Source organism: Micromonospora ureilytica (assembly GCF_015751765.1).
Taxonomy (GTDB): Bacteria; Actinomycetota; Actinomycetes; order Mycobacteriales; family Micromonosporaceae; genus Micromonospora; species Micromonospora ureilytica.
Genome location: NZ_JADOTX010000001.1, coordinates 5,458,758 through 5,475,098 on the forward strand (window position 1 = coordinate 5,458,758; position 16,341 = coordinate 5,475,098).

Below are 16,341 nucleotides of genomic sequence, written 5' to 3' on the forward strand. Positions count from 1 at the left end.
ACCGGTTCACGAGGCACGACCCCGTCACCGGCCGAGACGTCCCCCGTTCAGGCACCGCCGGCGCAACCGCCGGCCGATCCTCCCCAGGAGCCCATGTGCTTCCCCGCACCGGTGACGTAGTGCACGTGACTCGCGCGGCGAGTGTCCAGTTCCTCAGGCCGATCAAGTTCCGGGTGATCCGGGTGCTCGACTGGCCGACCTATGACGGCTGGCTCTGGCTCGACGGCTACGAGTTGAACGCCGCGGGCGACGCGGTCACCCGACGGTCGATCTTCGTCCAGCGCGAAGGGCTGCAGCAACTGCAGGCCGCCCCCGAACCCCGTCCGCACACCGTGCGGGCCCGCCGCCCGGTTGCGCGTACCCCGGTCCGGGTGGGCTGACCGACCCGATCCGCCGCCGGTGGGCGTGCCGTCGCCATAGAATCGGTACGCCCACCCCGGCACCGTTCCACCCGCTCGTCCAGGACCCTGACCCTGGGATGGTCATGGTCAATCAGCCCGCCCTGCGGCGGCACCACCGCTCCCGTATCGCCTATGCCTTCGGACTCCTCGCCCTCCTCGGGGCGATGGCGACACTCCTGGTCCTCGTCCGCGACCCGGCAATGTCGTCCACCCGGCTGACCGCACCGGTGCCTGCACCGGAGATCACCGTGCTCGACTCCGACCCGCCGACGGGCGGCGGTCAGTCGGTCTACGAGGAACCCGGCTCGATCGACACCGACACCCCGGCGGACCACGCCGACGGTGCCGGCCCGACCGGGTCGGTGTCCGGCCTGGGTGCCGGCGGCCAGTCCGACGGCCCTCACCCACTCGCCGAAGCTGCTCCGACCGGCCACAACGCCACGGACATCCGCCGCTCCCTGTTCTGGTCCGGCATCTTCGGCCTCGCCATCTCGCTGGCCGGCATCGGCCTCGTCGGCACCCGCCGCCGAATGTGGTGACCAGCGGTCACGGCGTGGTCGTCACAGTGGGGCTCGGCGTGGTCGGGCTCGCCCCGGTCGAGGGCCGGGCCTGCGAGATGATCAACAAGACCTCGTCCTCGGTCGACACCAACGTGCCCGCTCCCGGCTCGGTGCCCACCACAGTTCCCGGTGGCAGCTCCGACGGGCGGTACACCACCCGGTAGGCCAGGCCGAGTCGACCCAACAGCCCCTCGGCGGTGGCCTGCGGCAGGCCGGCGAGCGGTGGCACCGCCAGCTCGTCCGGCGCGTCCGTGGTCGCCGGGCTGCTCGGCGACTCACTGGTGGGCGCCGCCGACGTCGGGGCCACGCTGGTCGGCGGGGCGCTGGTCGGCGGAAGCGAGGGGGTGGACCCCGGACCGTCCCGGTCGTCATCCCGCTGGGCGAGCACCAACCAGAGCGCGCCCCCGAGCAGGCCGGCGAGCAGCAGCGCCAGTACGCCCCAGAGGATCGGCAACCACCACCGCCGACCACCCTGCTCCTCGACGTACCACTCTGCGCCCGGGTCATCAGGTCGGGGCGAGCGCACCTCGGCCCGCCCGGCCCACGACGGCGGTATCGGCGCCGTCCGGTCGGCGGGCGGACCCGGCCGAGTGCCGGCGGCCCGATCAATCGGCATGGTCTCGTCGGCGGGCGGACCCGCCCGGGTGCCAGCGGCCCGATCAATCGGCATGGTCTGGTCGGGCGACGGCTCGGGGCGAGCCGGGACAGTGCGGTCGATCGGTGCCGTCTCGTCCGGGTCGGTGGCGGCTGGCGTCGGCTCCGGCCGGTCAGCGGCGGCTCCGGACGGCCCCGGGCGGTCAGCGGCGGAGGGCAGGGGGCGGGTCCGGTCGTCGTCGTGCTCGCCGGCGGGAGGCTCCTGGCGGTCGTCGCTCATCGCACGTCCTTTCCCCAACCCGGACGGGCGTCATGGCCCTCGACCGCCAACCTAGTCGCCCACACCACCATCGGTGGGGATCAGCGTGCCGAGCCGCGCCGGTTGCCGGCGAGGCAGAGCGGCGGGTACGCGCTGGAGGGCTCGACTCGCCGGCCTGAAATCAGGGCGTGGGTTTCGCGCTCGGCTGGCTGTCGGAGCCACACCAGATGCTGACCTGGTCGTTCCACCGGGCCGGGCCGTCCTCGGCGGGCTCCTGCCGGTTGACCTTCCCATTGCGCTCGGTGACGTAGCGCGGGTAGAGACCCTCGTCGACCAACTCGTCGGCGGCGTCGGCGCAACTCTTGCCGACCACGTCCGGCACCTCGGCGGCCGGCGCCGGCCCGGCGACCTGTAGTTGCACAGTCGTCCCCCGGGTGACCTCGGTGCCCACGTCCGGTGTGGTGCTCTCGACCGTACGGCCGACGCCGCCACCGAAGACCAGCCGCCAGCCCAGCCGCTGCTTGCGCAGCGTCTCCCGGGCCTGCTCGAAGTCGGTGCCGATCACCGGCGGCACGGTCAGGCCGGCCCCCTTTGTCGAGGTGGCGGAGGTCTGGACCGCCGACGGTGTCGGCCGGCCGCTGCTCGGTCGGGGTGCGGTGGCCCGGGTGGTCGACGCGCCAGCCGTGGTCGCAACGGCCAGCGGATCACCAGAGGGTGCGTCATCCTCGCCGGCCAGCAACCAGCCGCCGGTCGCGCCCACGGCGGCGAGCAGCACCGCCGCCAGCCCACCACCGAGCACGACGCTGGCCCGGCCCGCACCGCCACCTGCGGCATTCTGCTGGCCCGTGTTCGTGTCCGTCATAACGCCCACCGCCTCATCACCGGCGACCGTACCGCCCGCCGCCCAATCCGCCCGCACCGGCGGTCCACTCCGGCGGGTCGTTGCGACTCGCCGCGCCGACGACGGGACGTTACGCTGCCCGGCATGGCCAGACAGGGCTGGGGAGTGTCGATCGCGACGGCGATCGGGGTCGCTGCCGGCGCCGGTGCCGCACAACTGGGCTTCGGCTACGGGCTCGGCGTCATCACCTGGACGCCCACCGATGCCGGTGCGACCGACACAGCCTGGGCGGACGGCCTGGCCTGGGCCACCTGGCTCGCCGCCAGCTCGACAGTCCTCGGCGCGGTCTGCGCGCAGCGGCTCCACCAACGGAACGCCCCGGCGAAGACCGCGATCTCTCCGGAGGCCGCGATCTCTCCGGGGAGCGCGATCTCTCCGGGTAGCGCGGCCGACGGTGTTGTCCGCCCCGAGGGCCCGCAGCGCGGCGATCGGGCGTCGGAGCACGAAAGCCCGGGTGACGGGCGTCCACCGACCGCCGACACCGCCCAGCATGGGGTGGCGGGCACGCCACCCCAGGTGGCCGAGCCGCCGGTCCACGCCGGTGGAAGCCTGCTGCGGCGGGTGACCCTGGCGCTCGGCGCCGGGCTGGGCGGGCTGGTCACCGTGCTGTTGATCGCCGTACCCGCGCGGGTCGCAACCGGCGCGGACACCGGCGCACCGCAACGGACGGCCGCCGTACAGGCGACGCTGGGCATCCTGATCGGCGTCCTCGTCGCGATCTGGGCGCTTCGCTCCCGAGCCGCCGCGGTCAACGTGACCGCGACGGCCGCCTGGCTCTGGCTGCTCGCGGTGATCTCGGTGATCGACGGGGTACGCGTCGGACGAGGGCTGACCGGCGCCCAACTCGGCACCTGGCAGCTCGACCCGGACCACACCCGATACTGGATCGGGGGCCAGCTCTACTGGCCCGGCGCTCTGCTGGCACTGGTGCCCGCGCTGCTGATCGGCGTACTGGCCGCCCGGCGATCCGCCCGCTCGGGCGGCCACCGCGTGGGTGCGGCGGCCTCCGGCGCGGCTGGCCCGGTGCTCGTCGCGCTCGCCTACCTGACCACCCTGCCGCACTGGTCGACGCTGGGCCCCGCGCAGCTGTCCACCCAGCTGATCGCCCCGTACGCGGTCATCGCCGGTATCGCCGGCTCGGTGCTGGCCGCCCGCCTCGGTGAGCGAACCGAGCGGAACCGGGCGGCCGAGCAGAACCGCCCGGCCGATCGGGGTGCGGTTGCGCGGGACGCGCTGGCCGACCCGGCCCCGGTCGCCGAAACCGACCCCGGGTCGCCGGTGACCGGCTCGACCGCCGGAACCCCAGCGTCGACGGGCGGAACCGCAGCGTCGACGGCCGGCACCGTAACGCCGACGGCCGGCACCGCAGCGCGGCGCAGAAGGGCCGACGCCGCACCACAGGCACCCAGGGAAGGCTCACTGCCGGGCGAGGCCGCCCCCGTACCGCAGGTCCCCGCCCCCCGTACGGACCCGGACCGTCCCATCGAAGCAGCAGCGGAGGACCTGCCCCCCGACAGCCGGCGCACCCGAGCCTCCCGCCGCACCACCCGCCCCACCACCAACTAACCCCCACCCCCACCAGGGACCCGACCCCGACCCTGTTGATCATGAAGTTATTGCCATCCCGACCGGCGTGCCATGGCAATAACTTCATGATCAACGCGGTCGTGGGGTGGGGTGGGGGCCAGGTGGGGTGGGGTGGGGTTAGTCGGTTGGCCAGGTGTGGACGGGGTTGTTGGTGCGCTGGAGTTCGGCGTAGCGCTGGACCATGTGGTGCAGCGCGGCCGTCCGGTCCATGCCGTGGCGCCGTTCCGCCGCCCAGACCGCCTCGGTCTGCCAGACGGCACCGTTGCGGCCGGTACGGCAGCGCTGCTCGATGATGCCGAGCAGCCGATCCCGCTCCGCCGGGGCGACGCCGAACCCGTCCAGGCCGGCGGCGGCGGTGGGCAGCAGTTGCTCCAGGACCAGCTTGGTGACCGGCACGTCGCCGAGCCCCGGCCAGTGCAGTGCGGCGTCGAGGCCACGTCGGGCGGCGGCGTGGAAGTTCTCCTCGGCGGAGCTGAAGGTGAGTTGGCTCCAGATCGGACGGTCGGCCTCGGCCAGACCGCGTACCAGCCCGAAGTAGAAGGCCGCGTTGGCCAGCATGTCCACCACCGTCGGACCGGCCGGAAGCACCCGGTTCTCCACCCGCAGGTGGGGGCGGCCGTTCATGATGTCGTAGACCGGACGGTTCCACCGGTAGACAGTGCCGTTGTGCAACCGCAGCTCCCCGAGCTGTGGCACACCGCCAGCGTGCAGGACCTCCACCGGGTCCTCGTCCTCGCAGATCGGCAGCAGCGGCGGGAAGTACCTGACGTTCTCCTCGAACAGGTCGAAGATCGAGGTGATCCACCGTTCGCCGAACCACACCCGCGGCCGTACGCCCTGGGCCTTGAGTTCGTCCGGGCGCGTGTCGGTGGCCTGCTGGAACAGGGCGATCCGCGTTTCGGCCCACAGTTGGCGGCCGTACAGGAAGGGGCTGTTCGCTCCGACCGCCACCTGCACGCCGGCGATGGCCTGGGACGCGTTCCAGTAGTCGGCGAAGCTGTCCGGGGCGACCTGGAGGTGAAACTGGAGGCTCGTGCAGGCGGCCTCGGGGGCGATCGAGTCGGTGTGTGTCCGCAACTGCTCGACACCGCGAATGTCCAGCTCGATGTCCTCGCCCCGGGCGCCGACGATCTGGTCGTTGAGCACCCGGTACCGCTCGTTGGTGGAGAGATTGTCCTCGACCAGGTGCCCCTCGGTGAGGGTGGGCAGGATGCCGACCAGGACGATCTTCGCGTCGGATCTGGCGGCACGCTCGTCGGCCCGGGAGAGGCTGCCGCGCAGGTCGTGCTCGTAGTCGGCGAAACCGGCGCCCTCGATCAGTCGGGGCTCGGCGTTGAGTTCCAGGTTGAACTGCCCCAGCTCGGTCTGGAAGAGGGGGTCCGCGATGTCGGCGAGGATCTCCTCGTTGCGCATCGCCGGTTCGGCTGCCGAGTCGACCAGGTTGAGCTCGATCTCCAGGCCGGTCATCGGCCGGTCGGCGTCGAAGCCGAAGTCGTCAAGCATCAGGGCGAAGACGTCCAGGCACCGCCGCACCTTCTGCCGATATCGGACGCGATCATCCCGGGTGAAGGCGCCCCCTGAGACGTCCCTGCCCATGTGTCCTCCCGACGGCCGGCGCGGTCGGGATCATGCCGTCCCGGAAGCGCTTTGTGAAGCATCCACGGTAAGAGCGCCCACCTGACCGGGGCCAGAGGCCGACGGCGGTGATCCGACGTCGACCGGCGCGGACGCGCTCGTGGCGCCATCTGTACCCCGTCGACGACCGACTGGACCCGATGGCGGCGCGAACAACTCGTGACAATTACCACGAGCGGAGACGACGCAGGGCCCGCGCCAGCGTACGGCGCGGGCCCTGCGTTCCGGATCACCGGGAGGATCCCCCTGGCCCTCCGGCGATCCCAGGGGATCAGGCCTGACGAACGGCCTCGCCCTCGATCTCGATCTTGATCTTGCGGCTGACCAGCACGCCCCCGGTCTCCAGGGCGACGTTCCAGGTCAGGCCGAACTCCTCGCGGTCGATCTCGGTGCTCGCGGAGAAGCCGAAGATGTCCTGGCCGAACGGGCTGCGACCGACACCCTCGAACTCCACCTCCAGCTCGACCGGACGGGTGACGTCCTTGATGGTCAGCTCACCAGTGAGCACGAACTCGCTGCCACGACGGGACTTGACCCCGGTGCTGCGGAACTCGAGCGTCGGAAACTTCTCGGCGTCCAGGAACTCGGGGCTGCGCAGGTGCGCGTCCCGGTCGGCCTGGGTGGTGTCGACGCTGGCGGCCTGAATGGTGGCGACGACCGACGACTGCAGCGGGTCCTCGGCGATGGTGATGGTGGCGGTCGCCTCGTTGAACTCACCGCGAACCTTGCTCACCATCATGTGCCGGGCAACGAAGCCGACCCGCTTGTGCGCCACGTCGAGCGCGTAGGTGCCGGCCGCCGGGATGCTGAGGCCGTCCCAGTCGCGGGTAACCGCATCGATGCTGCTGGTCATGCTGCTGTCCTCCAGGGGATTGTTTAGTAGCCCAACGACTGCCTGAGCAACTATAACCGCAACAATATTCCCCGTGTCAAGCACTGGTATGATGAACGGGTGACCAACGTCTTCGACGATCCCCGGATCACCGCCGTCGGCCTACTCTTCGAGGCACACGCCGGGCTGTCAGCCCGGTTCAACGCCCAACTCGAGGAGCACGGCCTCTCCGCGGTCGAGTTCGAGGTCATCACCCGACTGGCCCGCTCGCCGGGCAACCAACTACGCATGACCGACCTCGCCGCACAGACCTCACTGTCCACCAGCGGAGTGACCCGCGTGGTGGACCGGATGGAGCGCGACGGGTTGCTCACCCGCCGGGCCTGCCCGAACGACCGACGCAGCTCGTACGCGGTGGTCACCGCCACTGGGATGCAACGCCTCAACGAGACGCTGCCCGGGCACCTGCAGATGATCGAGCAGTGGTTCACCGGGCAGCTCGAACCCAAGGCGCTGGCGGCCCTCCTCGACGGCTTGCGCCGGGTCCGCGACGCCGCGCATCCGTGCGCCACCGCCGGCAGTGACGACGTCAGCCCGGAGCCGATCGCCAACACCGACACCGCCAACCGACGGCACTGAGAAGCACCAGTTGCCGGGCGGCGGCAGCGGCAGAAAGACCGGCAGAACTGGCCCAGCCAAGCTGGAGGATTCGGTCCAAGCCGACTTTCTGCCATCGCGCCGGTGGCAGGCTTCCTGCACCGGGGATCACCGGGGGGTGACGGCGCGGGCGATCAGCGAGGGGTAGCACCAATGGGGGCTCTTCGCCCGCGCCACTCTCCCGTTGCGGGCACGCGCAGGCACGCACGGGCACCCGATTCGTCGCGACTACCGAGTCGGCCCACCCCGGGCGGCGATCAGCGCGTACAGCAGGCCCGACTCCTGCGGCAACAGCCGGACGCCGCTCTCCACACAGACCCGGTCCAGTCGATCGAGCACCGCCGGGTCCGCAGTGCTCGCGGCCAGTCCCACCAGCGCCTCCACCGCGTCGCGGCGATCCTGCCCCGCATTGTCGGCGGCGGCGGCGAACCACTCGGCAGCCAACTCCCGGTCACCCCGGTGCAGCGCCAGGTTCCCCTCGATCAGCGCACAGAGCCCGACCTCCGGCCCACCCCAGGCCAACGCCGCATCGTCCGAGCGTGGTCGCGGCACGGTCGGACGCGCCGGCAGCGCCTCCGCGCCCCCGGCGCGTAACTCGGTCAGCACCTCGGTCGCCTCCGCGACCCGCCCGTCCTGGGCGAGCGCCAGCCCGACGGTCCCGAGCACCCGACGGCGACGGCCGGGGTCACCCAGCTCGGACAGTGCCGCGATCGCCCTCTGGCCACGGTCGATGGCATCCGCGTACCAGCCCTCCAGGCGGGCGACCTCGGCGCGATTGGCCCAGCCCAACACCCGCAGTCGCTGCTCCCCGCTCTCGGCGGCAAGGCGGTCCACCGCGGCGAGCCGGCGGCGGGCCGCAGCCAGGTCGCCCGCGCGGATCTCGTGCCAGGCAAGGCTGTTCTGGGCCACCGCCAGGTCCCGGGTCCGACCGTTGCGCGCGGCCAACCGCAGCAACGCCTCGGCCTGCTCGCGAGCCTCGTCCTGCCGCCCGACGGAGGTCAGCAGGGTGCCGAGCACGTTCCGCGCCTCCAACTCCCCGGTGACGTCGCCCGCCTGCCGGAAGGTGTCCAACGCCGCGCGGGCCGTCGACAGCTCCTCGGCGCCCGCGCCGTGTTCGGCGGCGAGCCGGGCGACCCCGAGGGTGGCCCAGCCCCGCAGGAGAGGATCTGCGTCCGCGGTCCGGGGGTCCGCCAACAGCCGTCGCAGCCACTGTCGCCCGGCGACGTCGCGTCCGCGGAACCGCCACCAGCGGGTCAGGCACTCCGCCAGCCGCAGCGCGGTCAACGGGTCGTCGGTAGCCGCGTGGGTCAACGACGAGCTGATGTCACTGCTCATCTCGTCCAGCCGGCGCACCGCTTCGGGTAACCGTGGACCGACCAGGTCGGTGGCTGTCCGGGCCACCAGGCGCGTAACGACCTCCGCATGTCGACGCCGGATGCAGGTCAGCTCACCCCCACCGGCCGCCTGCTCGACGGCGTACTCACGGACCGCGTCGAGCAGCCGGAACCGGAACGAGCCGGTTCCGCGTACGCTCAGCAGCCCCAACTCGACGAAGCGGTCCAACAGCGGAACCGGATCGATCGCCACGGTGCCGTCCCGGTCGGCCTCGTCGGCGAGCATCTCCTCGGCCAACTCGACCGACCAGCGGTTACCGAAGACAGCCAGCTGTCGCAGCGCGGCCCGCTCGTCCGGCGCCAACAGGCGGTAGCTGAACGCCACAGCGTCCCGCAGGGTGACGGCGACCGCGACCGCCGCACGGGTGTCGGGTCCGCCCGTCCGGCTATCGAGCGCCTCCGGTGCGTCCCAGCCCGGGTGGGCGGACGTGTCGGCGGGAGTGGCGAGGTCGAGCACCCGGTCGCCGTACCTGTCGAGCAGTTCGGTGAGGTCGAGGAGTCGGCCCCGGGCGGCCATCAGCTCGATGGCCAACGGCAGCCCTCCCAACCGGCGGACCAACGCGGCCAGCGCCGGCAGCTCGGCGGGGGTGGGCGGTTCCCGGCGGACCTGAGCGAGCCGGGCGGTGAACAACGCGACCGCCGGCCACGATTCGAGGCCGCCGTGCTCGGCCTCCGGTGGTGGCACGTCGAGTGGCGCGACCGGCCAGACCCGTTCACCGGGTAACCCGACCGGGTGCCGCCCGGTGACCAGCACCCGCAGCGAGGGCAGTGCGCCGATCAACCGGTGCAGGGACGCGGCCACCGGGCCCGGGGCGCGCTCCACCGCGTCCATCACCAGCAGCGCCGGCCGCCCGGCGAGCAGGGCCACGAGTTCGGACAGGCGCGCCACGCCGAGCACTGACATCGAGGCGGCGAGCACGTCCGGACCGTCCGACCCCTCGCCGACCAGCACCCCGGCGACACCCGCCGGGTGGTCGGCGGCCACCAGGTGCGCCACCGACGTCGCCAGGGCGGTCTTGCCGACGCCGGCCAACCCGACGAGGCTCACCAACCGGGGTCCTCGGTCCGCGGTCAGCATCCCGGCCAGCTCGGTGAGGTCACGCTCCCGGCCGATCAACGCGACCGGCGGCGGAAGCGCGACCGACGGGTCCGGGGGCGCGTCCGCCGTCGTGGCGTTGCCGCTGACCGCGAACGTCGTCGAGGTGGCGCCCGGCGGGGCCGGTTCGGCACCGGTGCCGCGGGCCGCGGCCAGGAACGCCGCCCGGCTCGTGCCGGTCAGTGCCAACGCTCCGGCGAGCAGCTCGACAGTGGTCCGTTGTGGTCGGATCGACCGGCCACGCTCCAGGTCACGGACCGTCCGCACACCCACCCCGGCCCGGGACGCCAGCTCGGCCTGGGTCAGGCCGGCGGCGCGGCGATGCCCACGGAGCAGCTCCGGCAGAGTGGTACGTCCAGCCGGGCTCCGCGACCGGTCATGATCCGGAGTCATGGGCACGAAGAGTACGGATCGACTCCGACCGTCGGCAGTCGAACGTCGGGCTACTGACGCCCGTTCGCCGAAACCCGACAGCCGTACGGACAGCCCGTCCGGGACGACTGGCCGATCAGCTCGGCGGGATCACTCAGAGGCCCAGATCCCGAGCGATGATCATGCGCTGCACCTCGCTGGTGCCCTCACCGATCTCCAGGATCTTGGAGTCCCGCCAGAACCGGGCGACCGGGTACTCGTTCATGAAGCCGTACCCGCCGTGGATCTGGGTGGCCTCCCGGGCGTTGTCCACAGCGATCGTGCTGGCGTGCAGTTTGGCGATGGCGGCCTGCCGCTTGAACGGCTCGCCGGCCAGCATCCGCGCGGCGGCGTCGTAGTACGCCAACCGAGCGGTGTGTGCCTTCAGCTCCATGTCGGCGATCTTGAACTGGATGGCCTGGTTGGCGCCGATCGGCTGACCGAAGGCGTGTCGCTCCTTCGCGTACTTGATCGACTCGTCGACACAGCCTTGGGCGAGGCCGACGGCCAGCGCGGCGATGGCGATGCGGCCCTCGTCGAGGATCCGCAGGAACTGCGCGAAACCCCGACCCCGATCGCCGAGCAGGTTGGCCGCCGGGACCCGGCAGTCGTCGAAGGTCAGCTCGTGGGTGTCCGAGGCGGTCCACCCCACCTTGGAGTAGCCGGGCGCGACCGTGAACCCGGGCGTGCCGGTCGGCACGATGATCGTCGACAACTCCTTCGAGCCGTCCGGGTTCGTGCCGGTCACCGCGGTCACCGTGACCATGGCCGTGATGTCGGTCCCCGAGTTGGTGATGAACGCCTTCGACCCGTTGATCAGCCATTCGTCGCCGTCCAGCACCGCCCGCGTCTGCGTGCCGGCGGCGTCCGAGCCGGTGCCCGGCTCGGTGAGACCGAAGCCGGCCAGCGCCTCGCCGCTGAGCAGCCGGGGCAGCCAGGTCGCCTTCTGCTCCTCGGTGCCGAAGCGGTAGATCGGCATCGCGCCCAGCGAGACCGCCGCCTCCAACGTGATGGCCACGCTGGAGTCGACCCGGGCCAACTCCTCCAGGGCCAGGCAGAGCGCGAAGTAGTCGCCGCCCATGCCGCCGTGCTCCTCGGCGAAGGGCAGGCCGAACAGGCCCATCTTGCCCATCTGCCGGATCACCTCGTACGGGAACGTGTGCTGCTCGTAGTGCTCGGCGATGACCGGGGCGACCACCTCGCGGGCGAATTCCCGCACGCTCTCGCGCAGCGCCTCTTGTTCGTCGGTGAGCCGGAAGTCCATCTCATCCTCCTGTAAGGACGGTCCGCCTCGGCGCTCGTGACGCCGGGGGCGGGTCGCTGTGCGGGCCTGAGTCGATGATCAGACCGGGGTGACGCCGTGCCGACGACGGGAGAAGTGCCGATCCTTGGTACGCGCCGCCGCGAATCGACGGACCAGCTCGGTGCGCAGGTCGTGCGGCTCGACGATGGCATCCACCACCAGCTCGCTGGCGAGTCGTACGACGTCGATGTCCTGCTCGTACTCGGCCCGCTTGGCGGCGACGAAGGCGGCCCGCTCGTCCTCGTCCGGGATGGCGGCGATCTTGTTGGCATAGACCGCGTTCACGGCGGCCTCGGCGCCCATCACGGCGATCTTCGCGGTCGGCAGCGCGATCGTGGCGTCCGGCTCGAACCCGGGGCCGGCCATCGCGTAGAGACCGGCGCCGTACGCCTTGCGGACCACCACGCAGATCTTCGGCACTGTCGCCTCGGAGATCGCGGTGATCATCTTGGCGCCGTGCCGGATGATGCCCTGCTTTTCCACCACGCTGCCGACCATGAAGCCGGGCACGTCGCTGAGGAACAGCAGCGGCACGTTGAACGCGTCGCAGAGCTGCACGAACCGGGTGGCCTTGTCGGCCGAGTCGACGAAGAGCACGCCGCCCTTGAACATCGAGTTGTTGCCGACCACGCCGACGACCTGACCGTCGAGACGGCCGAAGCCGATGGTCAGCTCCTTGGCCCAGAGCGCCTGGATCTCGAAGAACGAACCCTCGTCGAGCAGGCCCTTGACGTACCGTCGCATGTCGAACGCCTGCCGCTCGCTGGCCGGCACCAGCGCGGCAAGGTCGGCCTTCGCGGGCGCGGCGACCGCCGGCGCGGTCGGCGGCTGTTGCGTCCAGTTCGCCGGCAGGTACGACAGGTAGGTCTTCACGACGTCGAGCGCGCCGGCCTCGGTCTTGCAGAGGAAGTGCCCCACGCCGGATTCGGCGGTGTGCACCTTCGCCCCGCCCATCGCCTCCAGGGTGGTCTTCTCGCCGGTGACCATCTCGACCATGCGGTCGGAGCCGAGATACATGCTCGCGTTGCCGTCGACAAGCGCCACCACGTCGCAGAACGCCGGGATGTACGCCCCACCGGCGGCGCTCGGACCGAACAGCGCGCAGACCTGCGGGATCGAGCCCGAGGCGCGGACCTGGTTCCAGAAGATCTTGCCGGCGCCACGCCGGCCGGGGAAGAGATCGACCTGGTCGGTGATCCGGGCGCCGGCCGAGTCGACCAGGTAGACCATCGGCACACCGGCGCCGTACGCCCGCTCGATGATCCTGATGATCTTCTCGACGGTGCGGGCACCCCAGCTGCCGGCCTTGACTGTGGAGTCGTTGGCCATCAGACAGACCTGTCGGCCGTCGATCGTGGCGGTGCCGGTCACGACGCCGTCGGCGGGCAGCCCCTCGGCGAGCGCGTTGGCGTAGAGGCCGTCCTCGACGAACGAGCCCTCGTCGACCAGGAGCGCGACCCGCTCTCGGGCGAAGAGCTTGCCCTTGGCCGCGTTGGCCGCGTGGTACTTGTCCGCGCCGCCGGACCGGGCCCGCTTGCGCAGCTGCTCCAGTGCCTCACCGTCGAGCGTCACGCCGACTCCTCCACCATACTGACCTGAACGATCGTTAGGCTAGCGCATGAGCGCGACTGTCGGCGACCTACGAGCGAACCAGACAGTCGAGCCAAGAGCAAGACATTGAAAAACGTGAATACATATCGCTAGGCTCCTGGCACCCCTCCTCCCAGATCGGAGTCAGCGATGACCTCACGACTCAATCGGCTCGCCGTCGCCCTGCTCGCGACGACACTCGCCACCCTCGGCATCACGGTCGCCAACCCGTCGCCCGCGTCCGCCGCCATGACCATCTGCTACAACACCAGCCAGGCGGGAAGCTACGCCAGCGTCGCCAACCAGGCCGCCTCGATCTGGAACAACGCCACAGTCAACCTGACGCTCTCCGCGAACTGCGGCTCCAACCTCCGGATCTACCGGATCACCGGTGGCGGCTCGTACGCACAGCGGACCAGCCTCGGCAACGGCCGGGTCTACATCGACACCCAGCAGGCCGCCCAGTACAGCGTGCTGCGGATCATGACTCACGAGATCGGGCACATCCTCGGGCTGCCGGACAACTACAACGGCAACTGCGCGCTGCTGATGTCCGGTGGCAGCGCCGGCACCAGCTGCACCAACGCGTACCCGAGCACCGCCGAGGCGAACCGGGTGAGCAACCTCTTCGCCGGTACGTTCAGCGCCACCGACCGCAGCGCGGACATCTTCCGCGACAGCTGGCCGAGCGTGCTCACTCCCGTGGGCTGATCGACCTGGCACGTGGGAGGGGCCGGCGCACCCGCCGGCCCCTCCGTCGCGTCCTCAGCTCGGCAGCGGCGTCAGCCGGGTACGCGGACCGGCCCGCAGCACACCTGACGGAAGCTTCTTGCCGAGCAACTCCTCGGCCAACTCGGCCACCTCGATGAGCGCCGGCAGGTCGATGCCCGTGTCGATTCCCATGTCGTGCAGCATGTGCACCGCCTCCTCGGTGGCCAGGTTGCCGCTCGCCCCCGGCGCGTACGGGCAGCCACCGAGCCCACCGACGCTGGCGTCGAACTCGGTCACCCCCAGCTCCAGCGCGGTCAACAGGTTGGCCAACGCCGTACCCCGGGTGTTGTGGAAGTGCAGCAGGACCGGCACGTGCGCGTTGCGGTCGCGTACCGCTGTCAACAGTTCACGGACCCGGCGTGGGGTGCCCATGCCCGTGGTGTCGCCGAACGCGACCCGGTCCGCGCCGTCGCGGACGACCCGGTCCACGATCCCGGCCACCCGCTGCGGGTCGATGTCCCCCTCGTACGGGCAGCCGAAGCTGGTCGCCACGATCACCTCGACCCGCGCCGAGGCACCGTGCAACAGGTCGATCAGCTCGGCGATGTCGTCCAGCGACTCGTCGGTGGACCGGTTGACGTTGCGCCGGTTGTGCGTGTCGCTGGCCGAGACCACCACCTCGATCTCGGTGAATCCGGCGGCGAGGGCCCGCTGGGCGCCCCGGGTGTTCGGCACCAACGCGGAATACCGCACCCCGTCGGCCTTCACCGCCCGCTGCCACACCTCGTCGGCGTCGGCCATCTGCGGAATCGCCCTGGGATGAACGAACGACACCGCCTCGATTCGGCGTACGCCGGTGCCGGAGAGGGCGTCGAGCAGCCGCACCTTGGCGCCGGTCGGGATCGGGTCCTCGTTCTGCAACCCGTCCCGCGGCCCAACCTCGCGGATCGACACGGAATCTGGCAGTTGACTCATCGCGGTCACCTCGCTGTGACGTCGGAATCGGGACAGTATGTCGGCGGGCGAACCAGTCTTGCCTCCCCGCGGGGACGACGGCCTGGCCGGTCAGCGCATGCGGGAGACGATGCCTGTGTCGTAGGCACCGGAGAGGAACTCCTCGTTGGTGAGCAGCTCGGCGAAGAAGGGGACGTTGTTCTTCGGACCCTCGATCTGGAAGGCGGCCACCGCCTCCTTCGCGCGATCGAGCGCCTCGTCGCGGGTCGCGCCGCTGACGATCAACTTGGCCAGCAGGCTGTCGTAGAACGGGGTGACAGTGTTGCCCTCGGTGTAACCGGAGTCCACCCGGACACCCTCGCCCGCCGGCTCCACCCACGTCCTGATCACACCGGGGCCGGGCAGGAAGCGCTTCGGGTCCTCCGCGTTGATCCGCATCTCGATGGCGTGCCCACTCGGGGTCAACGCGTCCGGGTCGAACGTCGGCGCCAGCCCGGAGGCCACCCGCAACTGCTCCTCGACCAGGTCGATGCCGTAGACGTACTCGGTCACCGGGTGCTCCACCTGCAACCGCGTGTTCATCTCCAGGAAGAAGAACTCATCGGTGGCTGGGTTGAGCAGGCACTCCACGGTGCCCGCGTTGCGGTAGCCGACCGCCTCACCGGCCCGCACCGCCGCTGCCAGGAGACGGGATCGCAGCTCCGGCGAGACCGCCGGCGACGGGGACTCCTCGACCAGCTTCTGGTTGCGCCGCTGCACCGAGCACTCCCGCTCGCCGAGCGCCACCACCCGGCCATCGGCCAGACCGAGGATCTGCACCTCGACATGCCGTACCTGGGGAAAATACCGCTCGATCAACACCGAACCGTCGCCGAACATCCGCTCGGCGAACGCGCGCACCTTGTCGTACTCGGTGCGCAGCGCGGCCTCGTCGACGGCCACGCCCATGCCCATGCCGCCGCCGCCGGCGGCGGCCTTGACCATCACCGGGTAGCCGATCTCGGCGGCGGCCGTCACCGCCGCGTCCAGGTCGGCGGCCGGATCGGTGGTGCCGGGCGCGACCGGAACGCCGGCCGCCGCCATCAGGTTCCGGGCGTTGATCTTGTCGCCCATCGCGGTGATCGCGTCCGCGTCGGGGCCGACCCAGATCAGGCCGCTCGCCTCGACGGTACGGGCGAACTCGGCGTTCTCCGACAGGAAGCCGTACCCCGGGTGGATGGCCTGCGCGCCCGTCGACTTCGCGGCGGCGAGGATCGCCTCGGTGTTGCGGTAGCTCAGCGCCGGGTTCGGTGGGCCGATGAGGACCGCCTCGTCCGCCTCGGCGACGAACGGCAGGTCGGCGTCGGCCTCCGAGTGCACAGCGATCGCGCGAATGCCGAGCCGCTTGGCGGTCCGGATGATCCGGCGTGCGATCTCGCCCCGATTGGCGACCAGCAGTGACTCGATCATGTTGCCT

The 16,341-nt window shown here is 71.3% G+C and carries 14 protein-coding genes; 5 read left to right on the forward strand and 9 right to left on the reverse strand.

The features are described 5' to 3' along the window. The first annotated feature begins 95 nt into the window (after window positions 1-95). Complete coding sequence (locus tag IW248_RS24970) at window positions 96-380, forward strand: hypothetical protein (protein ID WP_124822071.1); 285 nt, start codon at window positions 96-98, stop codon at window positions 378-380. Between the two features lie 98 nt (window positions 381-478). Then, window positions 479-940: a hypothetical protein gene (locus IW248_RS24975; RefSeq protein ID WP_196928905.1), complete on the forward strand. Its 462-nt coding sequence runs from the start codon at window positions 479-481 to the stop codon at window positions 938-940. Between the two features lie 7 nt (window positions 941-947). Here the strand turns inward: IW248_RS24975 and IW248_RS24980 are convergent, their stop codons facing one another. After that, the gene (locus IW248_RS24980; protein WP_196928906.1) at window positions 948-1,835 is read right to left on the reverse strand and encodes a PASTA domain-containing protein; all 888 of its coding nucleotides are present in this window, start codon (window positions 1,833-1,835) and stop codon (window positions 948-950) included. A 160-nt stretch (window positions 1,836-1,995) separates the two neighbouring features. Further along, on the reverse strand, window positions 1,996-2,676 hold the full coding sequence (locus IW248_RS24985) for a PASTA domain-containing protein (protein WP_196928907.1): 681 nt from the start codon (window positions 2,674-2,676) through the stop codon (window positions 1,996-1,998). Window positions 2,677-2,799: 123 nt separating this feature from the next. On the opposite strand from IW248_RS24985, the gene IW248_RS24990 reads away from it, so the two are divergent. Next, window positions 2,800-4,281 (forward strand): hypothetical protein, encoded by a 1,482-nt coding sequence (locus IW248_RS24990; RefSeq protein WP_196928908.1) that lies wholly within the window; start codon window positions 2,800-2,802, stop codon window positions 4,279-4,281. A gap of 138 nt (window positions 4,282-4,419) precedes the next feature. On the opposite strand, the gene IW248_RS24995 is transcribed toward IW248_RS24990, so the two are convergent. Then, window positions 4,420-5,898, reverse strand: coding sequence for a glutamate-cysteine ligase family protein (locus tag IW248_RS24995; protein ID WP_196928909.1), 1,479 nt, complete (start codon window positions 5,896-5,898; stop codon window positions 4,420-4,422). A gap of 310 nt (window positions 5,899-6,208) precedes the next feature. Then, a complete protein-coding gene (locus IW248_RS25000) occupies window positions 6,209-6,790 on the reverse strand; it encodes a YceI family protein (RefSeq protein WP_196928910.1) in 582 nt (193 codons plus the stop codon). Between the two features lie 99 nt (window positions 6,791-6,889). Here IW248_RS25000 and IW248_RS25005 point away from each other — a divergent pair, with 99 nt between their 5' ends. Beyond that, window positions 6,890-7,408: a MarR family winged helix-turn-helix transcriptional regulator gene (locus tag IW248_RS25005; RefSeq protein WP_196928911.1), complete on the forward strand. Its 519-nt coding sequence runs from the start codon at window positions 6,890-6,892 to the stop codon at window positions 7,406-7,408. Window positions 7,409-7,654: 246 nt separating this feature from the next. Here IW248_RS25005 and IW248_RS25010 read toward each other — a convergent pair whose 3' ends face one another. From IW248_RS25010 to IW248_RS25020, 3 genes are all read right to left on the reverse strand, one after another. After that, window positions 7,655-10,309 carry an ATP-binding protein gene (locus tag IW248_RS25010; protein WP_196928912.1) on the reverse strand — a complete coding sequence of 885 codons (2,655 nt, stop codon included), beginning with the start codon at window positions 10,307-10,309 and terminating at the stop codon, window positions 7,655-7,657. Between the two features lie 133 nt (window positions 10,310-10,442). Further along, window positions 10,443-11,591, reverse strand: a complete 1,149-nt coding sequence (locus IW248_RS25015) for an acyl-CoA dehydrogenase family protein (protein WP_196928913.1) — start codon at window positions 11,589-11,591, stop codon at window positions 10,443-10,445. Window positions 11,592-11,669: 78 nt separating this feature from the next. Next, window positions 11,670-13,202 (reverse strand): acyl-CoA carboxylase subunit beta, encoded by a 1,533-nt coding sequence (locus IW248_RS25020; RefSeq protein ID WP_196928914.1) that lies wholly within the window; start codon window positions 13,200-13,202, stop codon window positions 11,670-11,672. A gap of 168 nt (window positions 13,203-13,370) precedes the next feature. Between IW248_RS25020 and IW248_RS25025 the strand changes: the two genes are divergently transcribed. Continuing rightward, the gene (locus tag IW248_RS25025; RefSeq protein ID WP_124816175.1) at window positions 13,371-13,931 is read left to right on the forward strand and encodes a snapalysin family zinc-dependent metalloprotease; all 561 of its coding nucleotides are present in this window, start codon (window positions 13,371-13,373) and stop codon (window positions 13,929-13,931) included. 54 nt (window positions 13,932-13,985) lie between these two features. Here IW248_RS25025 and IW248_RS25030 read toward each other — a convergent pair whose 3' ends face one another. Together IW248_RS25030 and IW248_RS25035 are read right to left on the reverse strand one after the other, a co-directional pair. Continuing rightward, window positions 13,986-14,906 (reverse strand): hydroxymethylglutaryl-CoA lyase, encoded by a 921-nt coding sequence (locus tag IW248_RS25030; protein ID WP_196928915.1) that lies wholly within the window; start codon window positions 14,904-14,906, stop codon window positions 13,986-13,988. 90 nt (window positions 14,907-14,996) lie between these two features. After that, entirely contained in the window at window positions 14,997-16,334 is a 1,338-nt protein-coding gene (locus IW248_RS25035; RefSeq protein WP_196928916.1) for an acetyl-CoA carboxylase biotin carboxylase subunit, read from the reverse strand. Window positions 16,335-16,341 lie beyond the last annotated feature (7 nt).

What these genes read in the sequence shown, in the direction of transcription:
- IW248_RS24995 (WP_196928909.1), bottom strand. Translation starts at nt 5,898, where the DNA reads ATGGGCAGGGACGTCTCAGGGGGCGCCTTCACCCGGGATGATCGCGTC.
- IW248_RS24975 (WP_196928905.1), top strand. Translation starts at nt 479, where the DNA reads ATGGTCATGGTCAATCAGCCCGCCCTGCGGCGGCACCACCGCTCCCGT.
- IW248_RS25015 (WP_196928913.1), bottom strand. Translation starts at nt 11,591, where the DNA reads ATGGACTTCCGGCTCACCGACGAACAAGAGGCGCTGCGCGAGAGCGTG.
- IW248_RS25025 (WP_124816175.1), top strand. Translation starts at nt 13,371, where the DNA reads ATGACCTCACGACTCAATCGGCTCGCCGTCGCCCTGCTCGCGACGACA.
- IW248_RS25035 (WP_196928916.1), bottom strand. Translation starts at nt 16,334, where the DNA reads ATGATCGAGTCACTGCTGGTCGCCAATCGGGGCGAGATCGCACGCCGG.
- IW248_RS25030 (WP_196928915.1), bottom strand. Translation starts at nt 14,906, where the DNA reads ATGAGTCAACTGCCAGATTCCGTGTCGATCCGCGAGGTTGGGCCGCGG.
- IW248_RS25010 (WP_196928912.1), bottom strand. Translation starts at nt 10,309, where the DNA reads ATGACTCCGGATCATGACCGGTCGCGGAGCCCGGCTGGACGTACCACT.
- IW248_RS24990 (WP_196928908.1), top strand. Translation starts at nt 2,800, where the DNA reads ATGGCCAGACAGGGCTGGGGAGTGTCGATCGCGACGGCGATCGGGGTC.
- IW248_RS25000 (WP_196928910.1), bottom strand. Translation starts at nt 6,790, where the DNA reads ATGACCAGCAGCATCGATGCGGTTACCCGCGACTGGGACGGCCTCAGC.
- IW248_RS24985 (WP_196928907.1), bottom strand. Translation starts at nt 2,676, where the DNA reads ATGACGGACACGAACACGGGCCAGCAGAATGCCGCAGGTGGCGGTGCG.
- IW248_RS24980 (WP_196928906.1), bottom strand. Translation starts at nt 1,835, where the DNA reads ATGAGCGACGACCGCCAGGAGCCTCCCGCCGGCGAGCACGACGACGAC.